This is a genomic window from Hymenobacter armeniacus (genome assembly GCF_014699055.1).
In the GTDB taxonomy this organism is placed as follows: domain Bacteria; phylum Bacteroidota; class Bacteroidia; order Cytophagales; family Hymenobacteraceae; genus Hymenobacter; species Hymenobacter armeniacus.
Window position 1 is genome coordinate 173,352 of the sequence record NZ_JACXAC010000003.1, and the last position, 25,199, is coordinate 198,550.

General features: G+C 65.8%; 24 protein-coding genes. 11 read left to right on the forward strand and 13 right to left on the reverse strand.

The window, feature by feature from the left end:
* Positions 1 to 111 precede the first annotated feature (111 nt).
* Entirely contained in the window at positions 112 to 1,428 is a 1,317-nt protein-coding gene (locus tag IC234_RS09105; RefSeq protein ID WP_190923669.1) for a peroxiredoxin family protein, read from the reverse strand.
* Positions 1,429 to 1,667: 239 nt separating this feature from the next.
* On the opposite strand from IC234_RS09105, the gene IC234_RS09110 reads away from it, so the two are divergent.
* The 3 genes from IC234_RS09110 (at position 1,668) to IC234_RS09120 (ending at position 5,992) form a co-directional block, all read left to right on the forward strand.
* Complete coding sequence (locus IC234_RS09110; RefSeq protein WP_190923671.1) at positions 1,668 to 3,959, forward strand: aconitate hydratase; 2,292 nt, start codon at positions 1,668 to 1,670, stop codon at positions 3,957 to 3,959.
* Positions 3,960 to 4,052: 93 nt separating this feature from the next.
* Positions 4,053 to 5,144 (forward strand): formylglycine-generating enzyme family protein, encoded by a 1,092-nt coding sequence (locus IC234_RS09115; RefSeq protein WP_190923683.1) that lies wholly within the window; start codon positions 4,053 to 4,055, stop codon positions 5,142 to 5,144.
* Between the two features lie 5 nt (positions 5,145 to 5,149).
* Positions 5,150 to 5,992, forward strand: coding sequence for an alpha/beta fold hydrolase (locus IC234_RS09120; RefSeq protein WP_223827582.1), 843 nt, complete (start codon positions 5,150 to 5,152; stop codon positions 5,990 to 5,992).
* Between the two features lie 31 nt (positions 5,993 to 6,023).
* On the opposite strand, the gene IC234_RS09125 is transcribed toward IC234_RS09120, so the two are convergent.
* From IC234_RS09125 to IC234_RS09135, 3 genes are all read right to left on the reverse strand, one after another.
* Positions 6,024 to 6,794 carry an EcsC family protein gene (locus tag IC234_RS09125; RefSeq protein WP_190923686.1) on the reverse strand — a complete coding sequence of 257 codons (771 nt, stop codon included), beginning with the start codon at positions 6,792 to 6,794 and terminating at the stop codon, positions 6,024 to 6,026.
* A 115-nt stretch (positions 6,795 to 6,909) separates the two neighbouring features.
* Positions 6,910 to 7,332, reverse strand: a complete 423-nt coding sequence (locus IC234_RS09130; protein ID WP_223827583.1) for a hypothetical protein — start codon at positions 7,330 to 7,332, stop codon at positions 6,910 to 6,912.
* A gap of 31 nt (positions 7,333 to 7,363) precedes the next feature.
* Positions 7,364 to 8,125: a glycosyltransferase family 2 protein gene (locus tag IC234_RS09135; RefSeq protein WP_190923688.1), complete on the reverse strand. Its 762-nt coding sequence runs from the start codon at positions 8,123 to 8,125 to the stop codon at positions 7,364 to 7,366.
* Between the two features lie 125 nt (positions 8,126 to 8,250).
* On the opposite strand from IC234_RS09135, the gene IC234_RS09140 reads away from it, so the two are divergent.
* Complete coding sequence (locus IC234_RS09140) at positions 8,251 to 8,985, forward strand: Dph6-related ATP pyrophosphatase (protein WP_190923690.1); 735 nt, start codon at positions 8,251 to 8,253, stop codon at positions 8,983 to 8,985.
* Positions 8,986 to 9,090: 105 nt separating this feature from the next.
* Here the strand turns inward: IC234_RS09140 and IC234_RS09145 are convergent, their stop codons facing one another.
* Positions 9,091 to 10,674, reverse strand: a complete 1,584-nt coding sequence (locus IC234_RS09145; protein ID WP_190923692.1) for a MutS-related protein — start codon at positions 10,672 to 10,674, stop codon at positions 9,091 to 9,093.
* Between the two features lie 151 nt (positions 10,675 to 10,825).
* Between IC234_RS09145 and IC234_RS09150 the strand changes: the two genes are divergently transcribed.
* Positions 10,826 to 11,515, forward strand: coding sequence for a TIGR02117 family protein (locus IC234_RS09150; RefSeq protein ID WP_190923695.1), 690 nt, complete (start codon positions 10,826 to 10,828; stop codon positions 11,513 to 11,515).
* 88 nt (positions 11,516 to 11,603) lie between these two features.
* On the opposite strand, the gene IC234_RS09155 is transcribed toward IC234_RS09150, so the two are convergent.
* Complete coding sequence (locus IC234_RS09155) at positions 11,604 to 11,852, reverse strand: hypothetical protein (protein WP_190923697.1); 249 nt, start codon at positions 11,850 to 11,852, stop codon at positions 11,604 to 11,606.
* Between the two features lie 229 nt (positions 11,853 to 12,081).
* On the opposite strand from IC234_RS09155, the gene IC234_RS09160 reads away from it, so the two are divergent.
* The 3 genes from IC234_RS09160 to IC234_RS09170 all read left to right on the forward strand — a co-directional run bounded on the left by IC234_RS09160 (position 12,082) and on the right by IC234_RS09170 (position 15,818).
* A complete protein-coding gene (locus IC234_RS09160; RefSeq protein ID WP_190923700.1) occupies positions 12,082 to 12,540 on the forward strand; it encodes a LexA family protein in 459 nt (152 codons plus the stop codon).
* Between the two features lie 2 nt (positions 12,541 to 12,542).
* Positions 12,543 to 13,880 carry a Y-family DNA polymerase gene (locus IC234_RS09165; RefSeq protein WP_190923701.1) on the forward strand — a complete coding sequence of 446 codons (1,338 nt, stop codon included), beginning with the start codon at positions 12,543 to 12,545 and terminating at the stop codon, positions 13,878 to 13,880.
* Between the two features lie 132 nt (positions 13,881 to 14,012).
* Positions 14,013 to 15,818 (forward strand): glycoside hydrolase family 15 protein, encoded by a 1,806-nt coding sequence (locus IC234_RS09170; RefSeq protein WP_190923703.1) that lies wholly within the window; start codon positions 14,013 to 14,015, stop codon positions 15,816 to 15,818.
* A gap of 118 nt (positions 15,819 to 15,936) precedes the next feature.
* Here IC234_RS09170 and IC234_RS09175 read toward each other — a convergent pair whose 3' ends face one another.
* The 3 genes from IC234_RS09175 to IC234_RS09185 all read right to left on the reverse strand — a co-directional run bounded on the left by IC234_RS09175 (position 15,937) and on the right by IC234_RS09185 (position 19,555).
* On the reverse strand, positions 15,937 to 18,756 hold the full coding sequence (locus IC234_RS09175; protein WP_190923705.1) for a S8 family peptidase: 2,820 nt from the start codon (positions 18,754 to 18,756) through the stop codon (positions 15,937 to 15,939).
* 166 nt (positions 18,757 to 18,922) lie between these two features.
* Positions 18,923 to 19,192 (reverse strand): hypothetical protein, encoded by a 270-nt coding sequence (locus IC234_RS09180; protein ID WP_190923707.1) that lies wholly within the window; start codon positions 19,190 to 19,192, stop codon positions 18,923 to 18,925.
* Positions 19,193 to 19,267: 75 nt separating this feature from the next.
* Positions 19,268 to 19,555, reverse strand: coding sequence for a sll1863 family stress response protein (locus IC234_RS09185; protein WP_190923709.1), 288 nt, complete (start codon positions 19,553 to 19,555; stop codon positions 19,268 to 19,270).
* Between the two features lie 186 nt (positions 19,556 to 19,741).
* Between IC234_RS09185 and IC234_RS09190 the strand changes: the two genes are divergently transcribed.
* Positions 19,742 to 20,179 (forward strand): energy transducer TonB, encoded by a 438-nt coding sequence (locus IC234_RS09190; protein ID WP_190923711.1) that lies wholly within the window; start codon positions 19,742 to 19,744, stop codon positions 20,177 to 20,179.
* Positions 20,180 to 20,188: 9 nt separating this feature from the next.
* Here the strand turns inward: IC234_RS09190 and IC234_RS09195 are convergent, their stop codons facing one another.
* Both IC234_RS09195 and IC234_RS09200 read right to left on the reverse strand, forming a co-directional pair.
* Entirely contained in the window at positions 20,189 to 20,743 is a 555-nt protein-coding gene (locus IC234_RS09195) for a hypothetical protein (RefSeq protein ID WP_190923714.1), read from the reverse strand.
* Between the two features lie 32 nt (positions 20,744 to 20,775).
* A complete protein-coding gene (locus IC234_RS09200; RefSeq protein WP_190923716.1) occupies positions 20,776 to 21,549 on the reverse strand; it encodes a hypothetical protein in 774 nt (257 codons plus the stop codon).
* Positions 21,550 to 21,672: 123 nt separating this feature from the next.
* On the opposite strand from IC234_RS09200, the gene IC234_RS09205 reads away from it, so the two are divergent.
* Complete coding sequence (locus tag IC234_RS09205) at positions 21,673 to 23,787, forward strand: TonB-dependent receptor family protein (RefSeq protein ID WP_190923718.1); 2,115 nt, start codon at positions 21,673 to 21,675, stop codon at positions 23,785 to 23,787.
* Between the two features lie 111 nt (positions 23,788 to 23,898).
* Here IC234_RS09205 and IC234_RS09210 read toward each other — a convergent pair whose 3' ends face one another.
* Positions 23,899 to 24,177: a hypothetical protein gene (locus tag IC234_RS09210; RefSeq protein ID WP_190923720.1), complete on the reverse strand. Its 279-nt coding sequence runs from the start codon at positions 24,175 to 24,177 to the stop codon at positions 23,899 to 23,901.
* A gap of 79 nt (positions 24,178 to 24,256) precedes the next feature.
* On the reverse strand, positions 24,257 to 24,721 hold the full coding sequence (locus IC234_RS09215; RefSeq protein WP_190923723.1) for a hypothetical protein: 465 nt from the start codon (positions 24,719 to 24,721) through the stop codon (positions 24,257 to 24,259).
* 127 nt (positions 24,722 to 24,848) lie between these two features.
* On the opposite strand from IC234_RS09215, the gene IC234_RS09220 reads away from it, so the two are divergent.
* On the forward strand, positions 24,849 to 25,124 hold the full coding sequence (locus tag IC234_RS09220) for a GNAT family N-acetyltransferase (RefSeq protein WP_190923725.1): 276 nt from the start codon (positions 24,849 to 24,851) through the stop codon (positions 25,122 to 25,124).
* Positions 25,125 to 25,199 lie beyond the last annotated feature (75 nt).

Genomic DNA, 25,199 nt, shown 5'->3' on the forward strand with positions numbered 1-25,199 from the left:
CGCGGCCGCGTGGCCGGCGCTTGTTCCCGATGAATGTGACCTAATATAGTGATTTAAGCCCTAAAAGTCAAGCCCGTAGCTCGGCTATGTTGGCCGGGTTCTCCCGCGCGTCTACTCCTTCAGCAGCTTGTTCACCGTCTGCTCGAAGCCGGCAATTTCTTCCTGGTAGTACTTGCCCGTGCCGGGCCCGGCAAAGCCCGTGTGAATCTTGCGCACGTTGCCCTTTTTGTCGAGGAAAATGGTGGTGGGGAAAGCCAGGAACTTGGCCAGCTGCGGCAAGGACCGCGCCACCGAATCCTTATTGGAAACGCCGGCAAACGCCACGTCGTAGCCCATGTGGAACCGCTCGCGCATGTTGCGCAGCTTGGCCGCCGATACCTGGTAATCGGGGCTGCGCTCGTAGCCCAGGCCGATGATTTCGACGCCGCGCTGCTTGTTCTTCTCGTACCAGGGCGCCAGGAAGTTGGTTTCGTCCATGCAATTCGGGCACCACGAGCCCAGGATTTGCAGCACCACCACCTTGCCGCGGTACTTGGGGTCGGTGGGGGAGATGCTGCCGCCTTCGTACACGCTGGGGAACTTGAAGTTCAGCCGGCTTTCGCCCTTTTTGAGGTAGGTGAGCGTGTCGGCGTCGGGCAGCTTGGCGTTGGGGTCGGGCACGGCGCTCCAGGCTTCGTGGCCGGCTTTGCCGGAGTAGAAGTCGCCAATCAGCGTGTTGGGCGCGTACTCTTTGGTGATGTCGACGGGTTCCTTCGGCCCGTTGTGGGCCGTGAACAGGAAGGCGTGGCTGCCGTCGAAGGTGCTCAGCTTCAATTCCTGCCCGCTCACCTGGCCGCTGAGGTAGCGGTAGTCGCCGGTGGTGGTGAGGAAGGTGCCCAGCAGCTTATTGCCTTGCTGGGTGAACACGCCCGTGGCCGGGTAGCTTTCCTTGCCCTCGCCGAAAGTAGCCCGCCAGGTACCGCCAAAATTGCCGGACTTCTCCGCCGATTGCGCGGCCGGAAATAGGTCCTGTACGCCTGCCGTGGCCGTGAAGGGCACGCGGTAGGGGTCTTTGGTGTCGTACTTCACCCAGGTGCCTTTCAGCTTGTCCGCGCCATCGGCCCGCACCACCAGCGCGGCGTCGAAGGCGTGCATGCGGATGGTGGTGGAGTCGCCGGCCGAGGTAATTTCCTCGCAGCGCAGGCGCTCCTCGCCGTTCAGGCCCTGGTTGATGAGGTAGACCACCGGCTTGCCGGCTTCGGTTTTTACCTCGAATAAGAAGGGGATTTCCTGGCCCTGGGTGGCCAGCACGCCGCGCCAGGGGCCGGGCGTGAGGGTAGGGGCGCTGCCCCCAGCGGCCGTTTCGGAGGTGGAAGTGTTGGATTGGCAGGCGCCCATGGCCAGGCCCACGGCGGCCGTGGCCGCGAGGCGAAGAAATACGTTGTTCATAAGTAGCCGCAAAAATGCAAACGGAAGCCCCACAACCGCGGATTGGGCCAATAGGTTGCCGACGGCTTCCACAAGCGCCGGCAAAGCCTGCGGCGTGCGGCATGACGAAAAAAACTCACCCGAACGTCACCCCCCGAACCGACGTTTAGCTTCCAAACAGCGCCCCCCGCAATTCGGCTAGGTCCTACTTGCTGGGAGTACTACATTTGCACCACCACTCTTTATTACCAAAGTATCCTATGGCTTTCGACCTGGAAATGATTCGCGCGGTGTACGCCGGCATGGGTTCTCGCATTGAGGCAGCCCGCGCCGCCGTGGCGCGCCCCCTCACCCTCACCGAGAAAATCCTCTACGCCCACCTCTACGGCGGCGAAGTAAAGCAGGCCTACGAGCGCGGCGTTTCCTACGTCGATTTCGCCCCCGACCGCGTGGCCATGCAGGACGCCACCGCCCAAATGGCGCTGCTCCAGTTCATGCAGGCCGGCAAAGCCACGGCCGCCGTGCCCAGCACCGTGCACTGCGACCACCTCATTCAAGCCAAAGACGGCGCCACAGCTGACTTGGCCGAAGCAAACGCTGAGAACAAGGAGGTATACGACTTCCTGGCCTCGGTTTCCAACAAATACGGCATCGGCTTCTGGAAGCCAGGCGCCGGCATCATCCACCAAGTGGTGCTCGAAAACTACGCCTTCCCCGGCGGCATGATGATTGGCACCGACTCGCACACCCCCAACGCGGGTGGCCTGGGCATGGTGGCCATCGGCGTGGGCGGTGCCGACGCCGTGGACGTGATGGCCGGCATGGCCTGGGAGTTGAAGTTCCCGAAAGTCATCGGCGTGAAGCTGACCGGCAAGATGAACGGCTGGACCTCGGCCAAGGACGTGATTCTGCGCGTGGCCGGCATCCTGACCGTGAAGGGCGGCACCGGCGCCATCGTGGAGTACTTCGGCGAAGGTGCCGAGAGCCTCTCGGCCACCGGCAAAGGCACTATCTGCAACATGGGCGCTGAAATAGGCGCCACCACGTCGGTGTTTGCCTACGACGAGAAAATGGGCGACTACCTGCGCGGGACAGGACGCGCCGAGATTGCCGAAGCCGCCGCCGCCGTGCGCCAGCACCTGCGCGCCGACGACGAGGTGTACACCCAGCCCGAGAAGTATTTCGACCAGCTCATCGAAATCGACCTGAACACGCTGGAGCCCTACGTGAACGGCCCGTTCACGCCGGACGCCGCCTGGCCCATCTCGCAATTCGCCGCCGCCGTGCGCGAGCACGGCTGGCCCGAGAAGCTGGAAGTGGGCCTCATCGGCTCCTGCACCAACTCCTCGTACGAGGACATCACCCGCGCCGCCTCCATTGCCGCGCAGGCCGTGGAAAAAGGCCTGACCGTGAACGCCGAGTTCACCATCACGCCCGGCTCGGAGCTGGTGCGCTACACAGTGGCCCGCGACGGCCTCCTCGACACCTTCTCGCAGATGGGCGGCGTGGTGCTGGCCAACGCCTGCGGCCCGTGCATCGGCCAGTGGGCCCGCCACACCGACGACCCCAAGCGCAAGAACTCCATCATCACGAGCTTCAACCGCAACTTCGCCAAGCGCAACGACGGCAACCCCAACACCCACGCCTTCGTGGCCTCGCCCGAAATCGTGACGGCTTTCGCCATCGCCGGTGATTTGACCTTCAACCCCCTCACCGACACCCTGCAGGGCGCCAACGGCCCCGTGAAGCTCGACGAGCCCCGCGGCGTGGAAATGCCCCCGCAAGGCTTCGCCGTGGAGGACGCCGGCTTCCAGGCGCCCGCCGCCGACGGCAGCGGCGTGCAGGTGCTGGTGAGCCCCAGCTCCGACCGCCTCGAACTGCTCGAGCCTTTCAAGCCTTGGGAGGGCGTGGACCTGAAAGGCCTGCGCCTGCTCATCAAGGCCCAGGGCAAATGCACGACGGACCACATCTCGATGGCCGGCCCGTGGTTGAAATACCGCGGCCACCTTGATAACATCTCCAACAACATGCTCATCGGGGCCACCAACGCCTTCAACGGCGAGGCCAACAAGGTGTGCGACTACACCACCCAGGGCAGCGGCTACACCACCGTGCCCCAGGCCGCCCGCAACTACAAGGCCATGGGCATCGGCTCGGTGGTGGTTGGCGATGAAAACTACGGCGAAGGCAGCTCGCGCGAGCACGCCGCCATGGAGCCCCGCCACCTCGGCGTGCGCGCCGTGATTGTGAAGAGCTTCGCCCGCATTCACGAAACCAACCTGAAGAAGCAGGGCATGCTGGCCCTCACCTTCGCCAACAAGGCCGATTACGACCTCATCGAAGAGGGCGACCTCATCGACATCCTGGGCCTGACCTCCTTCACGCCCGGCCAGCCCCTGCAGGCCCGCCTGCACCACCCCGACGGCGACACCGACCTCATCACACTCAACCACACCTACAACGAGGGCCAGATTGAGTGGTTTAAAGCGGGCTCCGCATTGAACCTGATTCGCCTGATGGAAAGCGGCGCCGCCCAGATGTCGCAGAAGTAAGCCGGTTGCAACAGCAGCCTAAGCAGCAACGGCCGCCTCAGTTTCTGGGGCGGCCGTTTTGTTATGTGGTGAATTTGTGGAGCTTTGCGCACCATGAAACAGCTACTTCTTTCCGCGTCGATTCTTGTTGGGGTTCTGCAGCTTTCGGGATGTGGAGCGCGCCTACCGAGTAGCTTGCGGCCGGGTTACTACAGCGCGAGCACGGCCCTGCCGCTGTGGCCTGCCAATTACGTGACGGAGACGCCGCCGAAGCAGCAAGGCAACACGGTGGTAGTGTCGATAGAAGGCCAGCCGACGCCGAACCCGGCGCCTTTCTACGATTACAAAGTGGTCAAATTCGCCTCCGGCCTGAAACTGTGCCGCGACACGTTTCGCGTGCCGGACCTGAGCAAGGCGGTGAGGGGGCCGATTGCGCCGGGCGTCATCGTGTTTTCCGCGAGTGGGCTGGCCATCGATGAAGCGGAAATAACGAACCTGGACTGGCGCCTGTTCGTGGCCGACGTCTTCCCGGCCGACTCGTCTTCGGCTGATATTCTGGCCACCATTCTGCCCGATGCGGCGGCGTTGCCGGTCAAGGATTATTACACTAGCCCGTTCTACGCCTACTATCCCGTGGTGGGCATCAGCTACGAGCAGGCCAAGTTGTTTTGCAAATGGCGCAGCGAAGCCGTCAATAAGCGGATAGCCGAAAGCAAAGATTATGACGGATTTGCCTTTGAGTACCGCCTGCCTACTGAGGCTGAGTGGGAGGAGGCTGCCGAAGTGCGTAGCGGGCAGCCCTATGGCACCACCTGTACCCAACTGCCGGTGCAGGTGGCCGAGGGTGCCGCCGCGTACCTGCAGAAGCGGGCAGCCGTTTCCACGCCCGTAGCGCAAATCAAAGCCGACATCGCGGCCTATAACAAGCAGCATCCCGTGCGCTCTTGGATTAACCACGCGCAGCCAGAACCCTATTTCCTGCGGCTGGCTTCGCCGGGATACGTGTACCAAGGGCCGGCCAATGATTTCGGACTCTACCAAATGCTGGGCAACGCCGCGGAAATGGTGGAGGAGCAAGGCATTGCCAAAGGCGGCAGCTACCGCGACGACTTGGCAGGCTGCACCATCAAAGCGCGGGGGCACTACAGCGGCCCATCGGCCACAGTGGGCTTTCGGACGGTTTGCATCATGCAGCATCATAAGTAACGGCCATGATTAAGTACTCAGCGATGAAAGCCTGCCTGCTTGCGTTTGGCTTTTTGCTTTGCCACCTGCTGGCCTCCGCCCAACCCGCCATTCCCTACGGCCACAACCCCGCGGCCGGGCACTACCAGCTGGTGCGCGGCGTGAAGCTGTACTACGAAACCTACGGCCAGGGCCTGCCGCTGCTCCTCATTCACGGCAACGGCGACAACATCTCGGCCTTTGCCAAGAACATTCCCTACCTGGCCCAGCGCTACCGCGTCATTGCCGTGGACAGCCGGGCGCACGGCAAGTCCGTGGACGCTGGCGACTCGCTGAGCTTCGAAATGATGGCCGATGACTTTGCCGGCCTCCTGACTAGCCTGCGCCTCGACTCGGCCTACGTGGTAGGGTGGAGCGACGGCGGCATCAACGCGCTGGTGCTGGCCATGCGCCACCCCAAGAAGGTGAAGCGGCTGGTGGCCACCGGCGCCAACCTTTGGCCCGATTCCACGGCGCTCATGCCCAGCTTGTGGCGCCAGCAGCAGCGCGGCTACCAGGAAAACAAAAACGTTAAATTCACCGACCCGAAGCGGAAAAACGACTGGAAGGTGTTTTGCCTCGACGTGTTTCAGCCCAACATTCCGCTTGCGGCGCTGAAAGGCGTGCGGGTGCCGGCCCTCATCGTGGCCGGCGACCGCGACGTCATTGTGCCGGAACACACCGTGGCCATTTACCGCCACCTGCCCCGCGCCTGGCTCTGGATAATTCCCAACAGCGGCCACGCCACCCTGCAGGAGCATGCCGACGATTTCAACCGCAAGGTGGACGAGTTTTTTCGAGCCAAAACCGTGCTGCCGCCGGCGCGGTAGCCCAACGCCAAAGAGCCAGCGGTGGAGCTGGCTAAACGGGCTGGGGCGAAATTTCGGTGGGCGGCGAAAGCAGCGTGCCATCTTCGGTGGCGAAGTGGCGCAGGCGGTAGCAGTTCATGGCCGTGTCGCCGAGCTGCTCGATGAGCTTATAGTTGGCCACGGCGCCCACCGCCGCGCCGATGACGGGCACCAGTTGGGCCATTTTAGCCAGGTCGATGTAGTCGCGGTATTCCTGCTGAAAGGTGCGCCAGTCGAACTCGTGCACGTCGGCGGGCAGCGTGTGGCGGTACTCGTCCCAGGTGGCGAGGCGGCGGTAGGTTTCGTTGCGGGTGTGCTGGCTGCTGAAGGCCAGCTGGAAGATGTGCAGCAGGTAGAGGCGCTCGGGAAATTCCTTTACGTCGTAGCCGTAGAGGGCGGCAATGTCGAACAGCAGCTTGATTTTGAGGCCGATGAGCAGCGGAAAATCGGCCAGGCCCAGCAGGAAGCCGCCCGCGCCGGTCACGGCCCCTTCGGCGGTGGCCATGGTGCGGTAGTCGCGGATGCGGGCCCGCACCTCGGCTTCGCGCGTGGCGAAGGTGGCTTCGGCCAGCGGCCGGCTGGTGGTGTGCTGCGAGCCGAACAGCACTCCGCGCACCATCTGCTTGATGGCGCCGGTGATGGCCTGGTGCACCTTTTCGGGCAGCAGGGCGTTGAGCCGCACCTGCACGCGCCGGGCAAAATTGTTGAGGAAGGAGGGCTTGCGTTGCATGCGCAGCTGCCAGGTGCGGAGCTCGATGCGGGCTTGCTGTTCGTCGGGGTTCATGGGCGAAATGTAGCGCTAACGGTGTAGAGACGCATATTTGCGTCTCGCTGCGAGGAGTCATTCCGCCTATTCTGTTCAACGATGAGACGCAAATATGCGTCTCTACTCCGGCCCGTTACATTGTAACCGTTTCGGCCGCCCGGTTTTCACGCGGCTTGGTAACCAGGTAGTAGTACAGCAAAACGCCCAGCCCAATCAGAAACGGCACCAGGGCCAGGTGCTTGCCCGTGACGGCGGGCGTGACGTGCACCGTGTCGAACCCGAAAAACTCGCTGGTCATCCAGTAGGAGTTGGCCGTAATCCAGAACACGATGGCCAGGTTGTGGGCCAGCTCCGAGGCGTAGGCGCGGGTGCGCCAGGCAATGACCACGGCGATGCTGAGCGTGGGCACCACCATGAGCAGGCCCAGCGGCTTCCACACCATGCACCAGGCAATGTCTTTCAGCAGCCAGAACAGGATGTGCGTGTTTTCCATCTTCCGGTAGGCGGCCGGAATGCTGTATACTTCTTCGGAAACCGGCGGCGTGGGGGCGGACATGGCGGGCAAAAGCCCAAAAATAAGGCCCCGGCTAATTCCCCGGCGCGTCGATGCCCAGGGACCGCAGCTGCGGCGCGTATTTGTCGAAAATCACGCGCAGGTCGGCGTTGTGCGTGGCCGCATCCACCCCAATGCTCACGTTGCGGGCGTGGAAGCGGTGCAGGTGGCTGATGTGCGGGCACAGCACCGGCAGCTGCCCGGCCAGCAGGAAGCGCACGTACAGGTCCAGGTCTTCGGCCATGGCCAGCTCGCCGTCGTAGCCGCCCACCTCGTCCACGAAAGCCCAGTGGTAGCACACGTTGCCCTGAATGAAGTGCTCGGCCCGAAAAATGGCCTGCAGCATGGCCGTGGGCGTATCAAACTGCCAGGCGTAGTAGTCCTCGTTGGGCAGGTAGCGGCCGTGCTCGTCCACGCGCAAAAAATCGGCCACGAACCAGGGCCGGCCGGGGTTGGCGTTGATGTGGCTGGCGTAATGGAACAGGGTGCGCTGCAGCAGGATGTCGTCGTCGTCGAGCGGCACCAGCCAGGCATCGGCGGGGGCTTCTTGAATGAGGAGGTTGCGGGCCCGCCCGGCCAGCTGGCGGCCCGCCGAGTGCCAGTGGCGCAGGGCCGGGCCGGGCTGGGCGGCGGCTTCGCGCAGGTAGGCAGCGGTGCCATCGCGCGAGCCGTTGTCATAAACCAAGTGTTCAAACGAAAAGTCGAGGGGGGCGCTCACGGTGGCGCGCACGCTGGCCACGGCTTCGGGCAGCAGCTCGCGGCGCTGGTGGGTGGGGGTGATGACGGTAAAATGCATGGTTCCTGTGTTCGGGCGCGGGCCGAAAAGGTTGCCCGTAGCGCGGACTCTGCGATTCCGTGCCCTGCCGCACGTTCGCAGCGGCGCGGACTCGCAGAGTCCGCGCTACAAAGTTTCTTTGCCCCATGACACAGCCGGCCATTTTCAACTGGAGCGGGGGCAAGGATTCGGCCCTGGCCCTCTACAAGGTGCGGCAAAGCGGCCAGTACGCCGTCCAGACGCTGCTCACCACCGTGAGCGAGCCCTACCAGCGCATTTCCATGCACGGCGTGCGCGTGGAGCTGCTCGACCGGCAGGCGGCCAGCCTTGGGCTGCCGTGCCGCAAGCTGTTTCTGCCCGAAACGCCCACCATGGAAGCCTACGAACGCCTGATGAGCAGCACCCTGCAGGAGCTGCAAGCCCAGGGCGCCGAGGTGGCCATTTTCGGCGACATCTTCCTCGAAGACCTGCGGCACTACCGCGAAGCCAAGCTGGCCGAGGCCGGCTGGCGGGCCGATTTTCCGCTGTGGGGCGTGCCCACGGGCGAGCTCATCCGCGAGTTTCTGGCGCTGGGCTTCAAAACCATCACCACCTGCGTCAACGAAAAATACCTCGACCGAAGCTTTGTGGGCCGCGTGATTGACGAGCAGTTTTTGCGGGACCTGCCGCCCCACGTGGACCCCTGCGGCGAAAACGGTGAGTTCCACACCTTCGTGTTCGACGGCCCGTTGTTTCGCGAGCCCATTGCCTTCGAGCAGGGCGAAATCGTGCACCGCACCTACACGCCCGCCCCCAAAGCCGACAATTCAGACTACGAATGCGGCGATACGGCCGACCCCAGCCCGTTCGATACGGGGTTCTGGTACTGTGACTTGCTGTAGAGACGCATACTTGCGTCTCGTCGTTGGACGAGACTGGAGCCGCACCAGTCGGGCCTCGTTTTTGCGTCATCGTCCAACGACGAAACGCAAGTATGCGTCTCTACCTCAATCGGCGGCTTCCAGCCTATGCGTCACGGCCTGCGCGGCCTGCACGATGCTGGCCGGGTAGCCGGCGCGGGCCAGCAGCTGGATGGCGTTGCGGGTGCGCAGCGGGCCGGGTTTGAGCAGGTAGTCGAAGTACCACTCCGTGTCGGTCACGGTTTCGGAGAAGTGGTATTCGGTGAAAGCAGGCGCCAGCAGGGCGCCCAGCTCGCCATCGTGGGTGGAGGCCACCACCAGGCTGCGCGGTTGCAGATACGCCAGCACGGCCTGCGTGGCCGCGATGCGCTCCACGGTGTTGGTGCCTTTGAACAGCTCGTCGAGAATGAACAGGTAGCCGCCCGTGCCCGCCTCGGCGGCCCGAATGAAGTCCAGAATGGTTTCGGCCTCGGCGAAGTAGTAGCTCTTGCCCTCGGTGAGGCTGTCGGCGAGGTTGATGCTGGACACCACCCGGCGGAAAGGGGCCGCGTAGGCCGTGGCCGGGCAGGTGGCCACGGTTTGGGCCAGCAGCGTGTTCAGCCCCACGGCGCGCATAAACGTGGTTTTGCCCGACATGTTGGAACCCGTGAGCAACACGCTGGCCTCGGCCACGGCCAGGTCGTTGGGCACGCAGCCGGGCACCAGCGGGTTGTAGGCGCCCGTCAGGCGCAGGCCCTTTTCCTGGGTGAACTGCGGAACACAGTGCGGGTGCCGCGCCCGAAACCCGGCCACTGCCACCGCGCTGTCGACGTAGCCCACGGCCTCGTACACCGCCCGGATGGCCCCGAAGTGCTGCTCTACCTGGCGCCGGCAGTTGTGGTACACGATGAAATCGAGCAGCAGCGTCATTTTAAGGTATTGCAACAACAGCCACGGCAGCATGGCCAGGTCCGACGGCAGCTGGTCGTCGGCCTGTAAAAACGCCACTTTGTTCACGATGGAGCCCAGCCGGCCCAGCGGCTCGGCCAGCCCGCGCAGCGCCGCCACCGGCATATTGAGCCGGGCCAGGCCGCGCCCGGAGCGGTAGAGCGTGCCAAGCTGCAGCATGGGCCGCACGCTCCCCGCAATGCGCGCCCGGTACCAGAAGTGCAGCACCGAATGCAGCACCAACAAGCCCCCCGAAAGCAGCCACAGCGCCGGCTGCCAGAAGCCGCCCGCCACCGAGGCCAGCAACAGCAGCACCAGCGCGGGCGCGGCAGCCGTCCAGGGCAGGGCCGGCAGGGCGCCTCCGGTCAGAATGTCGGGCAGGTAGTAGGCCTGGGGCGAGGTGAGGCGGCGCAACGCCAGCAACGCCTTGCCGCGCGAGGCCGCGTCGGCAAACAGGCCCGCCGCCTGGTCGAAGTCCTGCAGGGCGGCTTCGTCGTTCAGGGGGCTGCGCAGGCGGTGGTAGAGGCACTGCTGGCCCACGCGGCTCACGGTGCCGTCGAGCAGCGCAAACAGGTCGTCGCCGTTAAGGTCGTTCCAGGTCTGGTCGTCGAGGCGGTGGTAGGCGGGCTCGGCGGCCACGGCGGCGTGGTAGCGGGCAATGAGCGGCAGGTTGCGAAAGCGCGGGGTGGGGGCGTGCCACTCGGCTTCGAGCAAGGCCAGCCGGTCGGCGGTAGAAGTCCACATGGAGAGAAACGGCGGCCGGCCCAACGGCGAACCGGCGGCCCGGCAAAAGTACGGGGGCCGGCCGGGCGCCCACGGTCCGGCTTCTTTTCCGGTTCTGCCGTACTTGGCAGCGGCGGCCGCTTTTCGGCTCGTCGCTCAGTTTGTTCCCCGCATGTCATTTACTCTTCAAAAAGCGCTGAAAGTGGCGGCCTACGCCGCCGTGGGCCTCAGCGGCACGGTGGCCGCCTACCTGTCGGCGGCGTTTGTGCTCTCGCACATCGCCGTGCCCAAAGCCGAACCCAACGCCGCGCCCGACGTGCCCGTGTTTCTGCACACCAACGGCGTGCACACCGACATCGTGGTGCCCGTGAAAACGGACCAGATGGACTGGAGCCAGCTGCTGCCGTACCGCAACATCCCGTCCGGCGACACCACCCTGCGCTACCTCGCCTTTGGCTGGGGCGACAAGGGCTTTTACCTCGACACGCCCACCTGGGCTGACCTCAAGTTCAGCACTGCTTTCGTGGCGGCGTTCTGGCTGGGTTCTTCGGCGGTGCACGCCACCTACCTGCCCGGTCTCACGCCCGGCCCCGACACGGTGCCGCTCCACCTCAGCCGCGCCGAGTACGCCCGGCTCATCCGCTACATCCAAACCAGCTTCGCCTACGATGCCGCCGGCCGCGTGCAGCACATCAAGGGCCACAGCTACGGGCCAGACGATGCTTTTTACGAAGCCCGCCGCGTCTACAGCTTCGCCTACACCTGCAACACCTGGACCAACAACGCCCTCAAAGCCAGCGGCCAGCGCGCCTGCCTTTGGACGCCGTCGGACAAGGGAATTTTTTATCAATACGGCCGCTAGCCCGTACCCCCCACAACAAACCGGCCCCGCCGGCGGTGAAGCCAGCGGGGCCAAAATGGGTGGAACCATGGGCCAGGGGCCGGGCGGCTTAGTTAAGCCACACCTCGGCCACTTGCTCGAAGCGGTGGGCGGCGAAGGCGCCGTAGGGCCGCTCGGCGTAGAAACCGAGCACGTGCACCTGCGGCTGGCCGGTGCGGACATGCGGCAGCACCCGAACCGGGTACACTCGGCCGGCCTCGGGCCAGTCGCCGACGAAGTCGGCAGGGCGCTGCGCGTCGTTCACGCAACGGGCAAACTGCTGCACGGGCAGCGGCGTGGGGAGCTTGACGTTTGACATGTCCAAAGATACAAATTTTAAGATAAACTAAAAAATTTGGAGAGTAATTTTTAGGCTTTTTTAATGAGAATCGACCTGAATTAATAAGTTCAACATGATTATTGAATGAACAGGGTAGATGTACGGCAGCGGCTTAGCCGTGGATTGGCAGGGGCTAAAGAAACAATTTACTAAAATTGTTAGTAAATAGCAGCCCGTGGCCACCGCTATTGACGATGACCGGTCCCTTATGCTTACATCTCTGCACGATTTTATTGCGGCTTCCCTGCTCACCACTCGGGAAATGCCTTTGTTCGGTTGCCCCGTGCCGGCGGGCTTTCCCTCGCCGGCCGACGACCACCTCGACGGGCCGTTCGACCTGACCAAGCACCTGTTCCGGCACCCGGCGTCCACGTTTCTGGCCCGCGTCAGCGGCGATTCCATGATTGGGGCCGGCATTCACCCCGGCGACCTCGTGGCCGTGGACCGCGCCCTGCAGCCCCGGCACGGCAGCATTGTGGTGGCCGTGGTGGAGGGCGAGCACACCATCAAGCGCCTGCAGGAGCGAGGCGGCCAGCCGTGGCTGGTGGCCGAAAACGCGCGCTACCCGCCCGTGCCGGTCAACCCCGAAACGGGCCTGCTGGTGTGGGGGGTGGTCACCTACGTCATCCATTCGTTGGGCGAGCACCAGCTGGCCAAAATCAAGTAGCCATGTACGCGCTGGTCGACTGCAACAATTTTTACGTGAGCTGCGAGCGGGTTTTTGCCCCGCACCTGGAAGGCCGGCCGGTGGTGGTGCTCTCCAACAACGACGGCTGCCTGATTGCGCGCTCCCAGGAAGCCAAGGACCTGGGGCTGAAGATGGGCGAGCCCTATCATTTGGTGAAGCCGCTGCTGGAGCAGCACCGAGTGAAGGTGTTTTCGTCGAACTACGGCCTGTACGGCGACATGAGCCGCCGCGTGGTGCAGGTGCTGAGCAGCTTCACCTCGGAGGTAGAAGTGTATTCCATCGACGAAGCCTTCTTGAATTTCAGCGGCCTAAAGTGGTTGACAAAAGGAGAGGACTTATTGCGATACGGGCAGCGGGTGAGGCAAACGGTGTTGCGCGATACCAGCATCCCCACCTGCGTGGGCATCGCGCCCACCAAAACCCTGGCCAAGCTGGCTAACCGCCGCGCCCGCCTGCACGGCACCAACGGCGTGCTGCTGCTGGAAACCCCCGCCCAATGGGAGGCGGCCCTGGCCGACGTGTCGGTGGATACCATTTGGGGAGTGGGCCGGCGCTACGCCCGCAAGCTGCTGGATATGGGCATCGACACCGGGCTGAGGCTGGCCAACATGCCTGAGCACTGGCTGCGCCGGCACATGGGCGGCGTGGTGGGCCAGCGCTTGTGGCGGGAGCTGCACGGCCAGCCCTGCCTGGAGTGGAACCCGGCCGAGTGGGACGACGAAGACCAGCTGCACCCTGCCCACGCCAGCCGCCGCAGCGTGACGTGCACCCGCTCTTTTGGCCGGCCCCAGCACGACGCCGCCGCGCTGAGCGAAGCCGTGGCCACCTTCACGGCCAAGGCCGCCGAGAAGCTGCGGCGGCACGGCGTGGCCGCCCATCTGGTGACCGTGATACTGGGCACCGACCGGTTTGCGCCCGGCACCGAGCCCAAGACGCACACGGCCGTGGTGAGCCTGTCGGCCAGCTCCAGCGACACCACGCGGCTGGCTCAGGCGGCCCTGCTGGGCCTGCAGCGGCTGCGCCGCCCCGGCACCGCCTACAGCCGCGCCGGCGTGCTCTTCAGCGGCCTGGAGCCGGAAGGGCAGGGGCAGCTGGGGCTGTTTTCGGCCCCGGCCGCCAACCAGCAGCGCAGCCAACAGCTGATGCAGACGCTGGACGGCCTGAACGCCCGCTTTGGCCGGCAGCTGGTGCGGCTGGCGGCGCAGGGCACGGCCAGGAATGCGGCCGGCCAGGTGCAGCCGCCGGCGTGGGCGGGCCGGTCGGCCCACCGCTCGCCGCTGTACACCACGGGCTGGAACGAGCTGTGGGAAGTGCGCTGAGCGGGCCCCACGGCCCCGGGGCGCAACCCTGACGCGGGGGGCGCGTACGTTTTCGGGGCCCGGCAGGCAACTGCCGGGCTTTTTTGTGGCTGCCGCAGTGGCGTGCCGCCCAGCATCTTTCGTTCGATTGCCATGTCTGCTTCCCTTCCGACTTCCGCCGCCAAGCACACCTACGATTTGGGCCTGATTGGCAACTGCGCTTTCCTGGGCCTGATTAAAATGGACACCTCGGTGGCCTGGCTGTGCTGGCCGCGCTTCGACAGCAGCTTCGTGTTTGGCAGCCTGCTCGATACCAAAAAAGGCGGCGAATACAGCGTGAAGCCGGCCGCGGGTACTTTTGAATCGACCCAGTATTACCTGGAAAACACCAATGTGCTACGCACCGAAATCGACGCCGAAGGCGGCCGCTACCGCGTCACGGATTTTGCGCCGCGCTTTGCCCAGTACGACCGGTACTACAAGCCGCTGATGTTCATCCGGAAGCTGGAGCCGCTGGCCGGGTCGCCCCGTGTGCGGGTGGTGTGCGACCCCGTGGGCGAGTACGGCCAGAAGCAACTCGACCGCCGCCGCAGCTCCAACCACATTGCCTACCTGGGCCTGGAAGAAGAAATTCGCCTCACTACCAACATCCCGCTCACCTACATCCTGGAGGGCGAAGACTTTGCCCTCAACGAGACCAAGTACCTCGTGCTCACCTACGGCGCGCCGCTGGAAGCCCCACTGGAAAGCACGGTGGAGCAGTTTCTGCGCAGCACCGTGGACTACTGGCGCAAGTGGGTGAAAAGCACCAGCATTGGCGACTTTTTTCAGGCGCAGGTCATCCGTTCGGCCTTGGCCCTGAAGGTGCACCAGTACGAAGACACGGGCGCCATCATCGCGGCCAGCACCACCAGCCTGCCCGAAGCGCCCGGCAGCACCCGCAACTGGGACTACCGCTACTGCTGGATGCGCGACACCTACTACATCCTCACGGCCTTTAACAACATCGGCCATTTTGAGGAGATGGAGCGGTATTTCCACTACATCGCCAACATCTCGACCAAAATCAGGGGCAAGTACCAGCCGCTCTACGGCATCAGCGGGGCGTCGGAGCTGGTGGAGCAGGAGCTGGACCTGGAAGGCTACCTGGGCAACCAGCCGGTCCGCATCGGCAACGACGCCTATACGCACATCCAGAACGACGTGTACGGGCAGGTACTGGTGGCCCTGCTGCCGCTCTACGTCGACCAGCGCTTTGTGAACCCCGAGCGCGGCGCCCCCGAAAAACTGGTGTACGAGGCCCTGAACTTCATCGAAAGCACCATGGACCTGCCCGACGCCGGCCTGTGGGAGTTTCGGCACATTGCGCAGTTTCACTGCTACACCTACCTGTTTCACTGGGCGGGCTGCCACGCCGCCGGCCACGTGGCCCGCAAGCTGGGCAACGCCGAAATGGAAGCCCGCGCCGAGCGCCTGCTGGCCGAAGCCACCCGCCGCATCGAAGCCTGCCTCGACGAAAAGCGCGGCGTGTACACCAACGCCATCGGCTCGCCGCACCTCGACGCCAGCACCCTGCAGCTCATTCTGATGGGCTACCTCGACCCGGCTTCCGAGCTGGCCCGCACCCACCTGGCGGCCTTAGAAAAGGAGCTGAAGACGCCCGAAGGCCTGTTTTACCGCTACCGCCACCCCGACGATTTCGGCACGCCCGAAACCACTTTCCTCATTTGCTCCTTCTGGTACGTGGAGGCCCTGGCCTGCGTGGGCCGCGTCGACGACGCCATTCGGGAGTTCGAAAAGCTCACGCGCTACACCAACCACCTCGGCCTACTCAGCGAGGACGTAGACGCCAAAACCGGCTCGCAGTGGGGCAACTTCCCGCAGGCTTACAGCCACGTGGGCTTGATGAACGCCGCCTACCGCATTTCCAAGAAGCTGGACAAGCCCAGCTTCGTGTAGTCGGCGGGCCGTCCGGCCGGCTGGAAGGCGTCAGCGCGCTGGCCGGACGGTGCCGCACCGCGACCGGAAAAGGTTGGGCATCCAAAGCCTTGGCGTCGCTTCGCGATGGGCCGCAAGGCTATTGCACCACCACGGCCTTGGTCAGCACCGTGCCGGGGCCTTGCACCCGTAGGATGTAAAGGCCAGGCGCCAACGGTGCGAGGTTCAGGTTCAGGATGCCACCGCTCGCTGCCCCGGACAGCACCACTTGGCCCAGCGCGTTGAGTACCTGCACGCCCGCACCGGCCAGCGGAGCCGGCAGTTCCACGCGCAAGAGGCCCGTGGTGGGGTTAGGATACACCTCAAATCCGGCCGTGGTCGCCGCGGCCCGCGCGGGCAGCAGGGTGGCGTAGGCCTGCGCCGCGGCGTCGGCGCTGGTTTGCAGCTGGGCCAGGGTGGGGGCCACCAGCAGCGCAAAGGTCACGGTGGTGGAGTCGCCGGGCGCGAGCCGGGCCAGGCGCATGCCCACTACCTGCGACACGTCGGCGCCGCCGGGCAGGCCGGCGGTGCGCTGCGCCCGGGCCGTGCCGCTGCTCAGGGTCAGGAATTTTTCGGCCGGCGAAAACCCGTCGGCCAGGCGCACGGCCGCCCCCACCGGGGCGCCGTTGTTGATGGAGTACACCGCCGGCGTGCCGCCCCGCAGCAGGCGCAGGCCGGCGTAGACGGCCGGGCCCATCTGGGGCGTGGTGGTGCCCAGCACGTAGCAGTAGCCCAGGGCGCGGGTGCTGTCCCAGGCGGCGGCGTTGTGGGCCGCGCCGTCGGAATTGGGCAGGTCCCAATCGGCGAAGAGGCCCGCATACAGCGGCTTAAGGGTGTCGGGGGTGATGTTTTTGAGGGAGTATTCCAGCAGCACGAAGTCGCGGCGGCCGGCCGTGGCCCAGGCGTAGGCCCGCTGGCGCACGGCCACGCCCACGCTGCGCACCCGCGGCCCGGCGCCGGGAATGGTGTCGCGAAAGGCTGCCCGGGCTTCCTGGTCGGCGCGCGGGCCGGGCTGCTGGCGGGTGGCCTGCGCCAGGCTGAAAAACGACTGCCGCGCCTGCCCGCCGCTGGTGCGCAGGCGGTCCGACACGCGGGTGGGGCTGGTGGCCAGCAGCAGGCCGCCCTCGCTCAGCACGTTGCTGCTGCCGCGGTAGCTCAGGCCCGTGCCGATGGTGCCGGCCAGGTTGTCGTAGCCCAGGTTGCCGCGGCTGGTGAGGGCCAGGGCCAGGTCGTTGGCGTTCAGCACCACGTAGTCGGGGTTGAGCTGCAGGTCCACGTACTGGTCGTACTGGAAGCCCCCGGCGGCCGTGAGGCGGTAGCGCAGCGTGGCCGTGGTGTTGAGCGGAATGCCGCTGGCGGCCACGGCCAGCCGGAAGGGCGCGGCGGCGTTGGTGGCGCGGCCCAGCGTGGCCAGGCTGCCCACCGCAAAGCTGCCCTGCCGCACCGTGACGTAGGGCGAGAGCGAGGTGAGCGTGACCGTGAGGCCGGCCACCGGCTGCAGCAGGTTTTGCACGTCGGCCGTCAGGCGCAGGGTGTCGCCGGGTGCGTAGGCGGCACGGGCCGGCGCAAACGTGCTGCTCACCACCCGCGCTTCCTGCAGGTTGGCGCGCGTGAGGGCCTTCAGCACATTCAGGCGGCCCGTGCCGAGGCGGCCGGCCCAGGCCGCGTTCACGGGCAGGGCGTCGATGTTGTCGGTGGTTTGGCGCAGGCGGGCCATCACCTGGGCCGCGGTGTATTGTGGAAACACCTTGCGCACCAGCAGGGCCGCGGCCGCCGTGAGGGGCGCGGCAAACGAGGTGCCGCCCACGGCGCCGTAGTCGTGGTCCTGGGCGCCGTAGGTGGTCACGATGCTCAGCCCCGGCGCCACCATGTCGACGCGGCGATTGAAGGTGGCGCCGGGGCTTTTCTGGTCGGTGTTCTGCACGCCGCTCACCGACAGCACGTGGTCGTAGGAAGCGGGGTAAAACAGCACGTCGGTATTGGAGTTGCCGGCGGCGGCCACCACCACGGCGTCGCGGTTCACGGCGGCGTAGGTGATGGCGTCCTGCTCGAAGCGCGAGTAGCCGCCGATGGCGCCCCAGCTCATGTTGATGACCTGGCAGCCGTGGTCGGCGGCGTACACAATGGCTTCGTAGCCCCCAAACGTGCCCGTGGGCGTGTTGGGGTAAATGTTCAGGGGCATGAACTTGCACAGGTTGCCCAGGCCGGCCAGGCCCAGGCCGTTGCCCACGCGGGCCGCCGCCACGCCCGCCACCTGCGTGCCGTGGTAGATGGCCGGGTCGAAGCCCGAGTCGTTGTCGTTGTTGGCAAAATCCCAGCCCGTGAAATTGTCCACGAAGCCGTCGTTGTCGTCGTCGAGGCCGTTGATGGGGTCGGCGTAGTTGTGCTTCACCTGCTGGCGCAGGTCTTCGTGGGTGAGGCGCATGCCGCCGTCGGTGATGGCGATGACCAAACTGGTGTCGCCGCGGGTCACGTCCCAGGCGCGGTAGGCCTGAATCTGCTTGAGGTAAAACTGGCTGTTGGTGATATCGGTCAGCGTCGAATCGGCCAGCGGGTCGTTGGGCTGGTACAGCGGCGCCCGCACGTAGAGCGGCTCCACGTACTCCACGGCGCCGGTGGCCAGCAGCGCGGCCCGCGCCTTGCCCAGCGCCAGTCCGGCCGGCACCTGAAACTGGTAGATGCCGCGCAAATCCACGCTGCCCGGGCGCTCGGCGCTCGGCGCCTGGGCGTGCGGGAATTTCTGTTGCAGCCCGGCCGCGCCCAGCCGGCTCAGCGCTGCCTCCAGCTGGGCCGGGGCGTGGCCGGGGCGCAGCTTCAGCACCAGGCGGCCGGGGATGGTGGGCGGCGCGGTCTGGGCCCAGCCCGGCACCGCCAGTCCAATTGCAACCAGGAATAAGAACAGGCGTAACGCGTTTTTCATCAGGCAGAAGCGTAAAGGATATAGCAGAAGTAAAGATACCTTTTACGCAGCCCAAGCCCGCTTGGCTTGCGCCGCCGGGCCAATTATTTCTCGCGGCGCAAGCCCTGGCCTGTGGCCGGCCCGGGCGCAAAAAAAAGCCCCGCTTCGGCAGAAGCGGGGCCTGGGCTTAGCGGGCCGGCTTGAGGCGGTTGCCCTTGCTGTATTTGAAGGGCTTGGGCGCTTTCACGGTTTTGGAGCGCTCCAGGCTGCGCGGGTTCAGGTCGATGACCGGGCGGATGTTGTTTTCGGGCCGGAAGTGGGTTTTGGCCGTTTTGCCACGGCTGCTTTCCGAGCCGTGGGAGAACGCGCGCTTGGCCTTCATTTTGGGCTTGTGTTGGGCCTGGGCAGTGCCCGCCGCGCAACCAAGCAGGAGCAGGAGGATGACTAACTGTTTCATAACGAGGCGGACAATGCGTAAATGAGAGAAGGAAAAATCGTGGCTGGCCCGGAGGTCTGGTCCGTGAACGGTGAATTAGAGCAGGTTACGCACGTCGTCGCGCAAGGATTCAATACCGTGCCGAATTTGGGAAAGCAGGCCCGCGTCGGCGCTGTCGGCCGGCGATTCGCCCAGTTGCTGGGCCAGCAGAGCGCGCTTGGTTTCGAGGGCGTCGGCGTGCTGCTGGTAGGTGTTGGGCGAGCCGGCGGCCGTGGCGTGGGCGCGGTTGCGCAGGGTCTGGATTTTGGCGTCGAGCTCGTCGAGGGCCTGGCGCAACTCGGCGTCGGACAGCTGCGGCGCGCGGGGGTGGAGGGGAGTGGACATGGCGGAAGGAGAATCAAGCAAGTAAATCGGAGTAGTGTACTGCGTTTGCCGCCGAAAAGATGCCCCGCGCCCCCGCCCACGCCCCCTGGGCCAACACAAGCACAACGCAAGCATAACCGCCCGCTCAACCTGGGCCTGAGCCACTCCGGTAGTTTTGCCCCGTCAAGCAATTTCCCGTTTGCGCTCATGCGTCGCACCCTGATTGTAGCCGGCGGCCTGCTAGCGGCGGGCGCCGGCCCGGCCCGCGCCCAGGCCGTGTTGGCGGCCCCGCCCACAGGCCCGTCGGCCCCTGAAACCGTCGCGCCCCCCACCGTGCTGGCCTACGCCGAGCAGATGCCGGCCTTTCCGGGCGGCGAAGAAGCCTTCCGGCGCTACCTCAGCGCCAAAACCCGCTACCCGCCCGAAGCCGAGCGGCTCAACCTGTCGGGCACCGTCTACGTGCGGTTTGTGGTCGACGAAGCAGGCCGCATTCGCGACGCGGAAATAGTGAAAGGCGTCGGGGCAGGCCTCGACGAGGAGGCACTGCGCCTGGTGCGCCTCATGCCCTGGTGGACGCCCGGCCGCCAGCACGGCCAGCCCGTGCGGGTGCAGCGCACGCTGCCCATCAGCTTCCGTTTGCGCTAGCGCAAGCGCCTAGGCCGGCCACTGCCGCGGCAGCCCGGCCTCGCGGGCCAGCGGGGCGGCGCCCGATTGCCAGAGCGCGGCCAGCACGGCGTTGGCGGCGTCGGCCAGTTCCACGTGGTAGTCTTCGTGCAGGCGGGCGGTTTGTTTCAGGGCCTCGTGGGTGCGCTTGGTGAGGTGCTGCAGCAGGGGCTGGGTGGGGCCGTGCAGGCGGGCCGTCACCTCGGCCTGGTGCCGAAACACGTTGGCCAGCAGGCGCCAGCTCAGCTCCACTTCGCCAAAGGCGTCGTCGGTGATTTTGGCGTGGTAAGCCAGCCGGGCCTGCAGCTGCCGCAGTATCACGAGCAGGTCGTTGGGCGTTTGGTGATAGCCCCGCACGGGGTCGTCGACCTGGGCGCGTAGCACAGCGCGGCGGGTTTCCAGCGCATCGGGCCCTTCGAGCAGGCGGAAGGCCAATTGCTCGGTCAGGACGGGGTCGAGGGCCACGAGGCGGGCCAGGAGCTGGTCTTTTTCTCGCTCTGGCAGGTTGAAAAGGGCGCGGCGCAGGTCGGGTGGGAGGGCGGGCATGGAGCAAAAATACCGCGAGAAGCAGCGGTGGGTTACGGTCGCCACTGCCACGCGGCCCGCCAGAGCGTCAGTGTTGCCATCAGCGCCAGCAGGAGCAGGGGCGATTCCCATTCCGGAGTGCCCAGCAACTCCCACGGTTCGTTGAACTGCGATGCGTGCAAGGCCCAATTTTCAGTGTTCAAGATGCGGACCCAGAAGGCCGGCGCGAGTGGCAGGTCTGCGGGCTGTGCTGTCGGTACCTCCCGCGGCATTTCAGGGGGCGGCGTGGGCCCTAACAAAGGGTCGCTCCACTGTTGGCGCCGGAGCGGTCCATTGAAGGCGTAGAAAGTGGTTTCGGTGCGCGGATGGTACAGGTCGAAGAAATACTTCTTGACATTGTAGCGGTTCATCAGGTCCAGCACCCCAATCATCGACGCATAGCGGGCATTGGGTCCGAATCTAACTCGTAGGCCATCGTGCGCAGGAACGGCTTCCCAGACCCGGGCAAGCTCCCGAATGGCGGATTCCGCTTCGCGTGCCGCCAACGAATCGAGCGCGCCACCCCGCCCAAATTCCACCGTGTGCCATGTGCGGAAGCGCGGCAGCTCAGAATAGCGCATCCGCGGGCCCATGCCCGGCATTGTGCCCCACAAAAAATCAGAGTTCGACACGGGCGGCATCGTGAGCTGCAGCACAGTATGCAAGGTTAGTTGCGCCCGGTGCGCACTCAGCATCACGCAGCCCAGCCACAGCAGCCCCGCCAGCGCCAGCAGGCCCGGCGGCAGCAGCAGCGGGCGGCGGTGGCGGCGGGGCAGGGTGAAGTGCATAAATGGAAAGACAGCGAGTCAGCCCGAAGACCTGGTGCAGTTTGCAACGCCGAAAATGGCGAGAAATGTACGCGCCCGTCCAACATTTACCGTATTCCGCTGGTCTGTGCCGTTGTCATTCTTATGCCCTACTGTTTCCTGCTTCTGTTGCTGCTCTGGCTGCCATTGCTGCCCGCCCGCGCCCAAACGCCCGCCGATACCGCCCGCGCCGTGGCCCTGCCCGAGGCCACCGTCACGGGCTACGGCCAGCGGCTGCCGCTGCGACGCACCGCCGCCGCCATCGGCGTGCTCGATGCCCGCGCTATCCAGCAGTTCAACCCCGCCGCCCTCACCCAGGCCGTGAACACGCTGCCCGGCGTGCGCCTGGAGGAGCGCGCCACGGCCAGCTACCGGCTCAGCATCCGGGGCAGCACGCTGCGCTCGCCGTTTGGGGTGCGCAACGTGAAGGTGTACTACAACGGCATTCCCTTCACCGAGGCCGGCGGCAGCACCCCGCTCAACCTCCTCGACCCTGCCCTCATCGGGCGCCTCGAAGTGCTGAAAGGCCCGGCCGGGAGCGTGTACGGGGCCGGCACCGGCGGCGTGGCCCTCTTCGGCACGCCCGAAGTGGCGGCGGGCCGCCACGTGGCCGCCGGCGCCACGGTGGGTAGCTACGGCCTGCGCCGCAGCACCCTCACCGCCGAAACAGGCAGCGCCACCAGCAGCGTGCGCACCCAGTACGCTCACCAGGAACTGGACGGCTACCGCCAGCAGAGCGCCCTGCAGCGCGACGTATTTGCGCTGGACCTGCGCACCGTGGCATCGCCCAAAACCACGCTGGCCGCGCACCTGCTCTACGCCGACATCAGCTACCAGCTGCCCGGCGGCCTCACGCGGGCCCAGTTCGAGGCCGACCCGCGGCAGGCGCGGCCGGGCACGGCCACCGCGCCCGGCACCGTGGCCCAGCAGGCGTTTTACGCTTCGCGCACGGGCCTGCTGGGCCTCACGCACGGGTATGCTTTTACCGACCGGCTGGACGTGCAAACCACGCTGTATGGCAGCGGCATGGCCATTCGCACGCCGTATCTGGTCGACTACGAGCGCAACACCGGGCTGGGGCTGGGCGGCCGCACGGCCCTGAGCTACCGCACGGCGCTGGCCGGGCGCGTGCTGCGGCTGCAGGGCGGGGCCGAGTACCAGGCCGGCTTCACCAACGGCCGCAGCTACCAGAACAACGGCGGCACGCCCGGCCCGTTGCGCTACGACGACGAAATCACGACCACCACGGGCTTCGTCTTTGCCCAGGCCGACTACAGCCTGCCCGCCGATTTGCTGCTGACCGTGGCCGCCAGCTACAACCGCCTGCGCTACGGCATCGGGCGGGTGAGCGGGGCGGCCACCCCCGCGGGCAGCTACCAGTTCGGCCGAAGCTTCCGGCCCGAGGTGTCGCCCCGCGTGGCGCTGCTAAAGGAGTTTGGCTCGAATCTGTCCGTTTATGCCAGCGTGAGCACGGGCTTTTCGCCGCCCACCATCGACGAAATCCGGCCCTCCGACGCCAGCCTCAACGGCGACCTGCAGGCCGAGCGCGGCACCAGCTACGAAGTGGGCGCGCGCGGCCAGCTCCTGGGCCAGCGGCTGCGCTACGAGCTGAACGTGTTTGATTTTGAGCTGCGCGAAACCATCGTCAGCAGCACCACCGACCAGGGTATTGTGGTGTTTCGCAACACCGGCCGCACCCACCAGCGCGGCCTCGAAGCCGCCCTGAGCGGCTGGCTGTGGCAAGCCGCGGCGGTGCCGGCCGCCACTTCCGGCCCCACCGCTGCCGCCGAGCCTACCGGCCTGCGCGCCTGGGCCAGCTACGCCTACAACAACTTCCGCTTCGGTAGCTACCCCAGCGGCGGGCAGGACCTGGCCGGCAACCGCCTCACGGGCACCGCGCCGCACACCCTCAGCGCCGGCCTCGATTTCAGCGAGCCCCACGGCTTCTACCTCAGCCCCAACCTGAGCCACCAGGCCCGCGTGGTGCTCAACGATGCCAATTCTGCCGAAGCGCCGGGCTACTGGGTTTTCGGGGCGCGTGGCGGCTGGCGCCGCACCCTGGCCCGCCGCCTCGACACCAACCTTTACGCCGGCCTCGACAACGCCACCGACCGGCGCTACAGCCTCGGCAACGACCTGAATGCCTTTGGCGGGCGCTACTTCCAGCCGGCGCCGGGCCGCGCCTGGTACGCGGGCGCCACGGTGGGCTGGCGGTTTTGACGCCCGCGGCTTCATAAAAGAATGAGGGATGAAGAACTAGAAATGACCGTACAGGCCAATTCTTCATTCTTCATCCCTCATTGTTAAGCACCGCGCTTAAGCTGCGAGCGGCTAGTTCGGGCCTTGCTCTTCGGGCAGGGTGTAGGCGCGGTCGCTGGGGTCGGTGAGCTCGCGGGGCAGGTTTTCGTCGGAGGCTGGGGCGGGGCCGGGCTTGGTCATCGCCTGGATGTCGGAGCGCAGCGAGTCGTCCATCTCGTCGGCTTTCTCCTGGCCCGAGGCGTTGTTGTCGTCGAGCTGCTGACCGTAGGTGGCCGCGTCGAGCATGGGCGTGGAGGCGCCGTCTTCGGCGTTGGGCTCCTCGTTGAAGGTGTTGGGGTTGTCGGGCGACATAAAAAATGCGGTTAGCGGTGAAAAGCAAAAAGAGCGGGGTAGCGGCCGGCACTAAGCAACGGCCGCTGCGCCCGGTCCATTATTGGCCGTTGGAGGTGTCGGCCGACTCGTCGCGGGTGTTGTGCGAGCCGCCGCCGGCGTAGCGCGGGTCGTCCTGAGCCCAGGCGGCGCGCTGCACGTCGCTGTCGGCGTCCTGGGTGGCGCGCACGGCCGCGGGGTCCTGGTTTTGCTCCACGTGGCCGGGCTGGTCTTCGGGGTTGCGCGGGGCTTTGTGGGCGTCCTTCTCACGGTCGCGGAACTCGCTGAACTCGTCGGGGTTGTCGTTCGAGCCGTCGCGGCCGGCCGGCGCGGCGTTGGTGGGCTGGGCCGCGTAGCTGGCGGCCATGGGGGCCGAAGGAGCTACGCCGCCAAACTCGCCGTAGTTGGGGCTGCTGGCGTCGATGATGGGGTCGTTGGGATTGGGGCGGGCGGCCGCGGCACGGTCTTGCTGGTCTTGCGGGCGATAGTCGTTTTCCGGCGGCAGGGGGTGGTTTTGCGTATCCATGGGAAAGAAGAAGTAAAAAGGGTATGAGAAGGGCACCGCCCATCTTTGCTTCCTGTACGCAAACCAGCCGCCGCTGTTCACCCGGGCCCGCAAGGCCGTCCGTTCTCATCCATATTTTTCAGTCCACATGGCCATTACCCACAACCCCACCGACCAGGAATTCACCACCACCCGCGACGGCTACCAGGCCGAGCTGGCCTACGCCCGCCCGGCCGACGGCGTCATCGACTTCACCCACACCTTCGTCGACGAAGGCCTGCGCGGCCAGGGCGTGGCCGAAGAGCTGGCCCGCGCCGCCCTCGAATATGCCCGCCAGGAGCACCTCAAAGTAAAAACCACCTGCAAATTCATGGCCGGCTTCGTGAAGCGGCACCGCGCCGAGTACGAGGATATCCTGGCGTAAAGTCCGGTGCGTCTCGGCGTTGAATAACATGTTGAATAACATTTTATGCGCATTGTGACCGGGCCGTTCAACGCC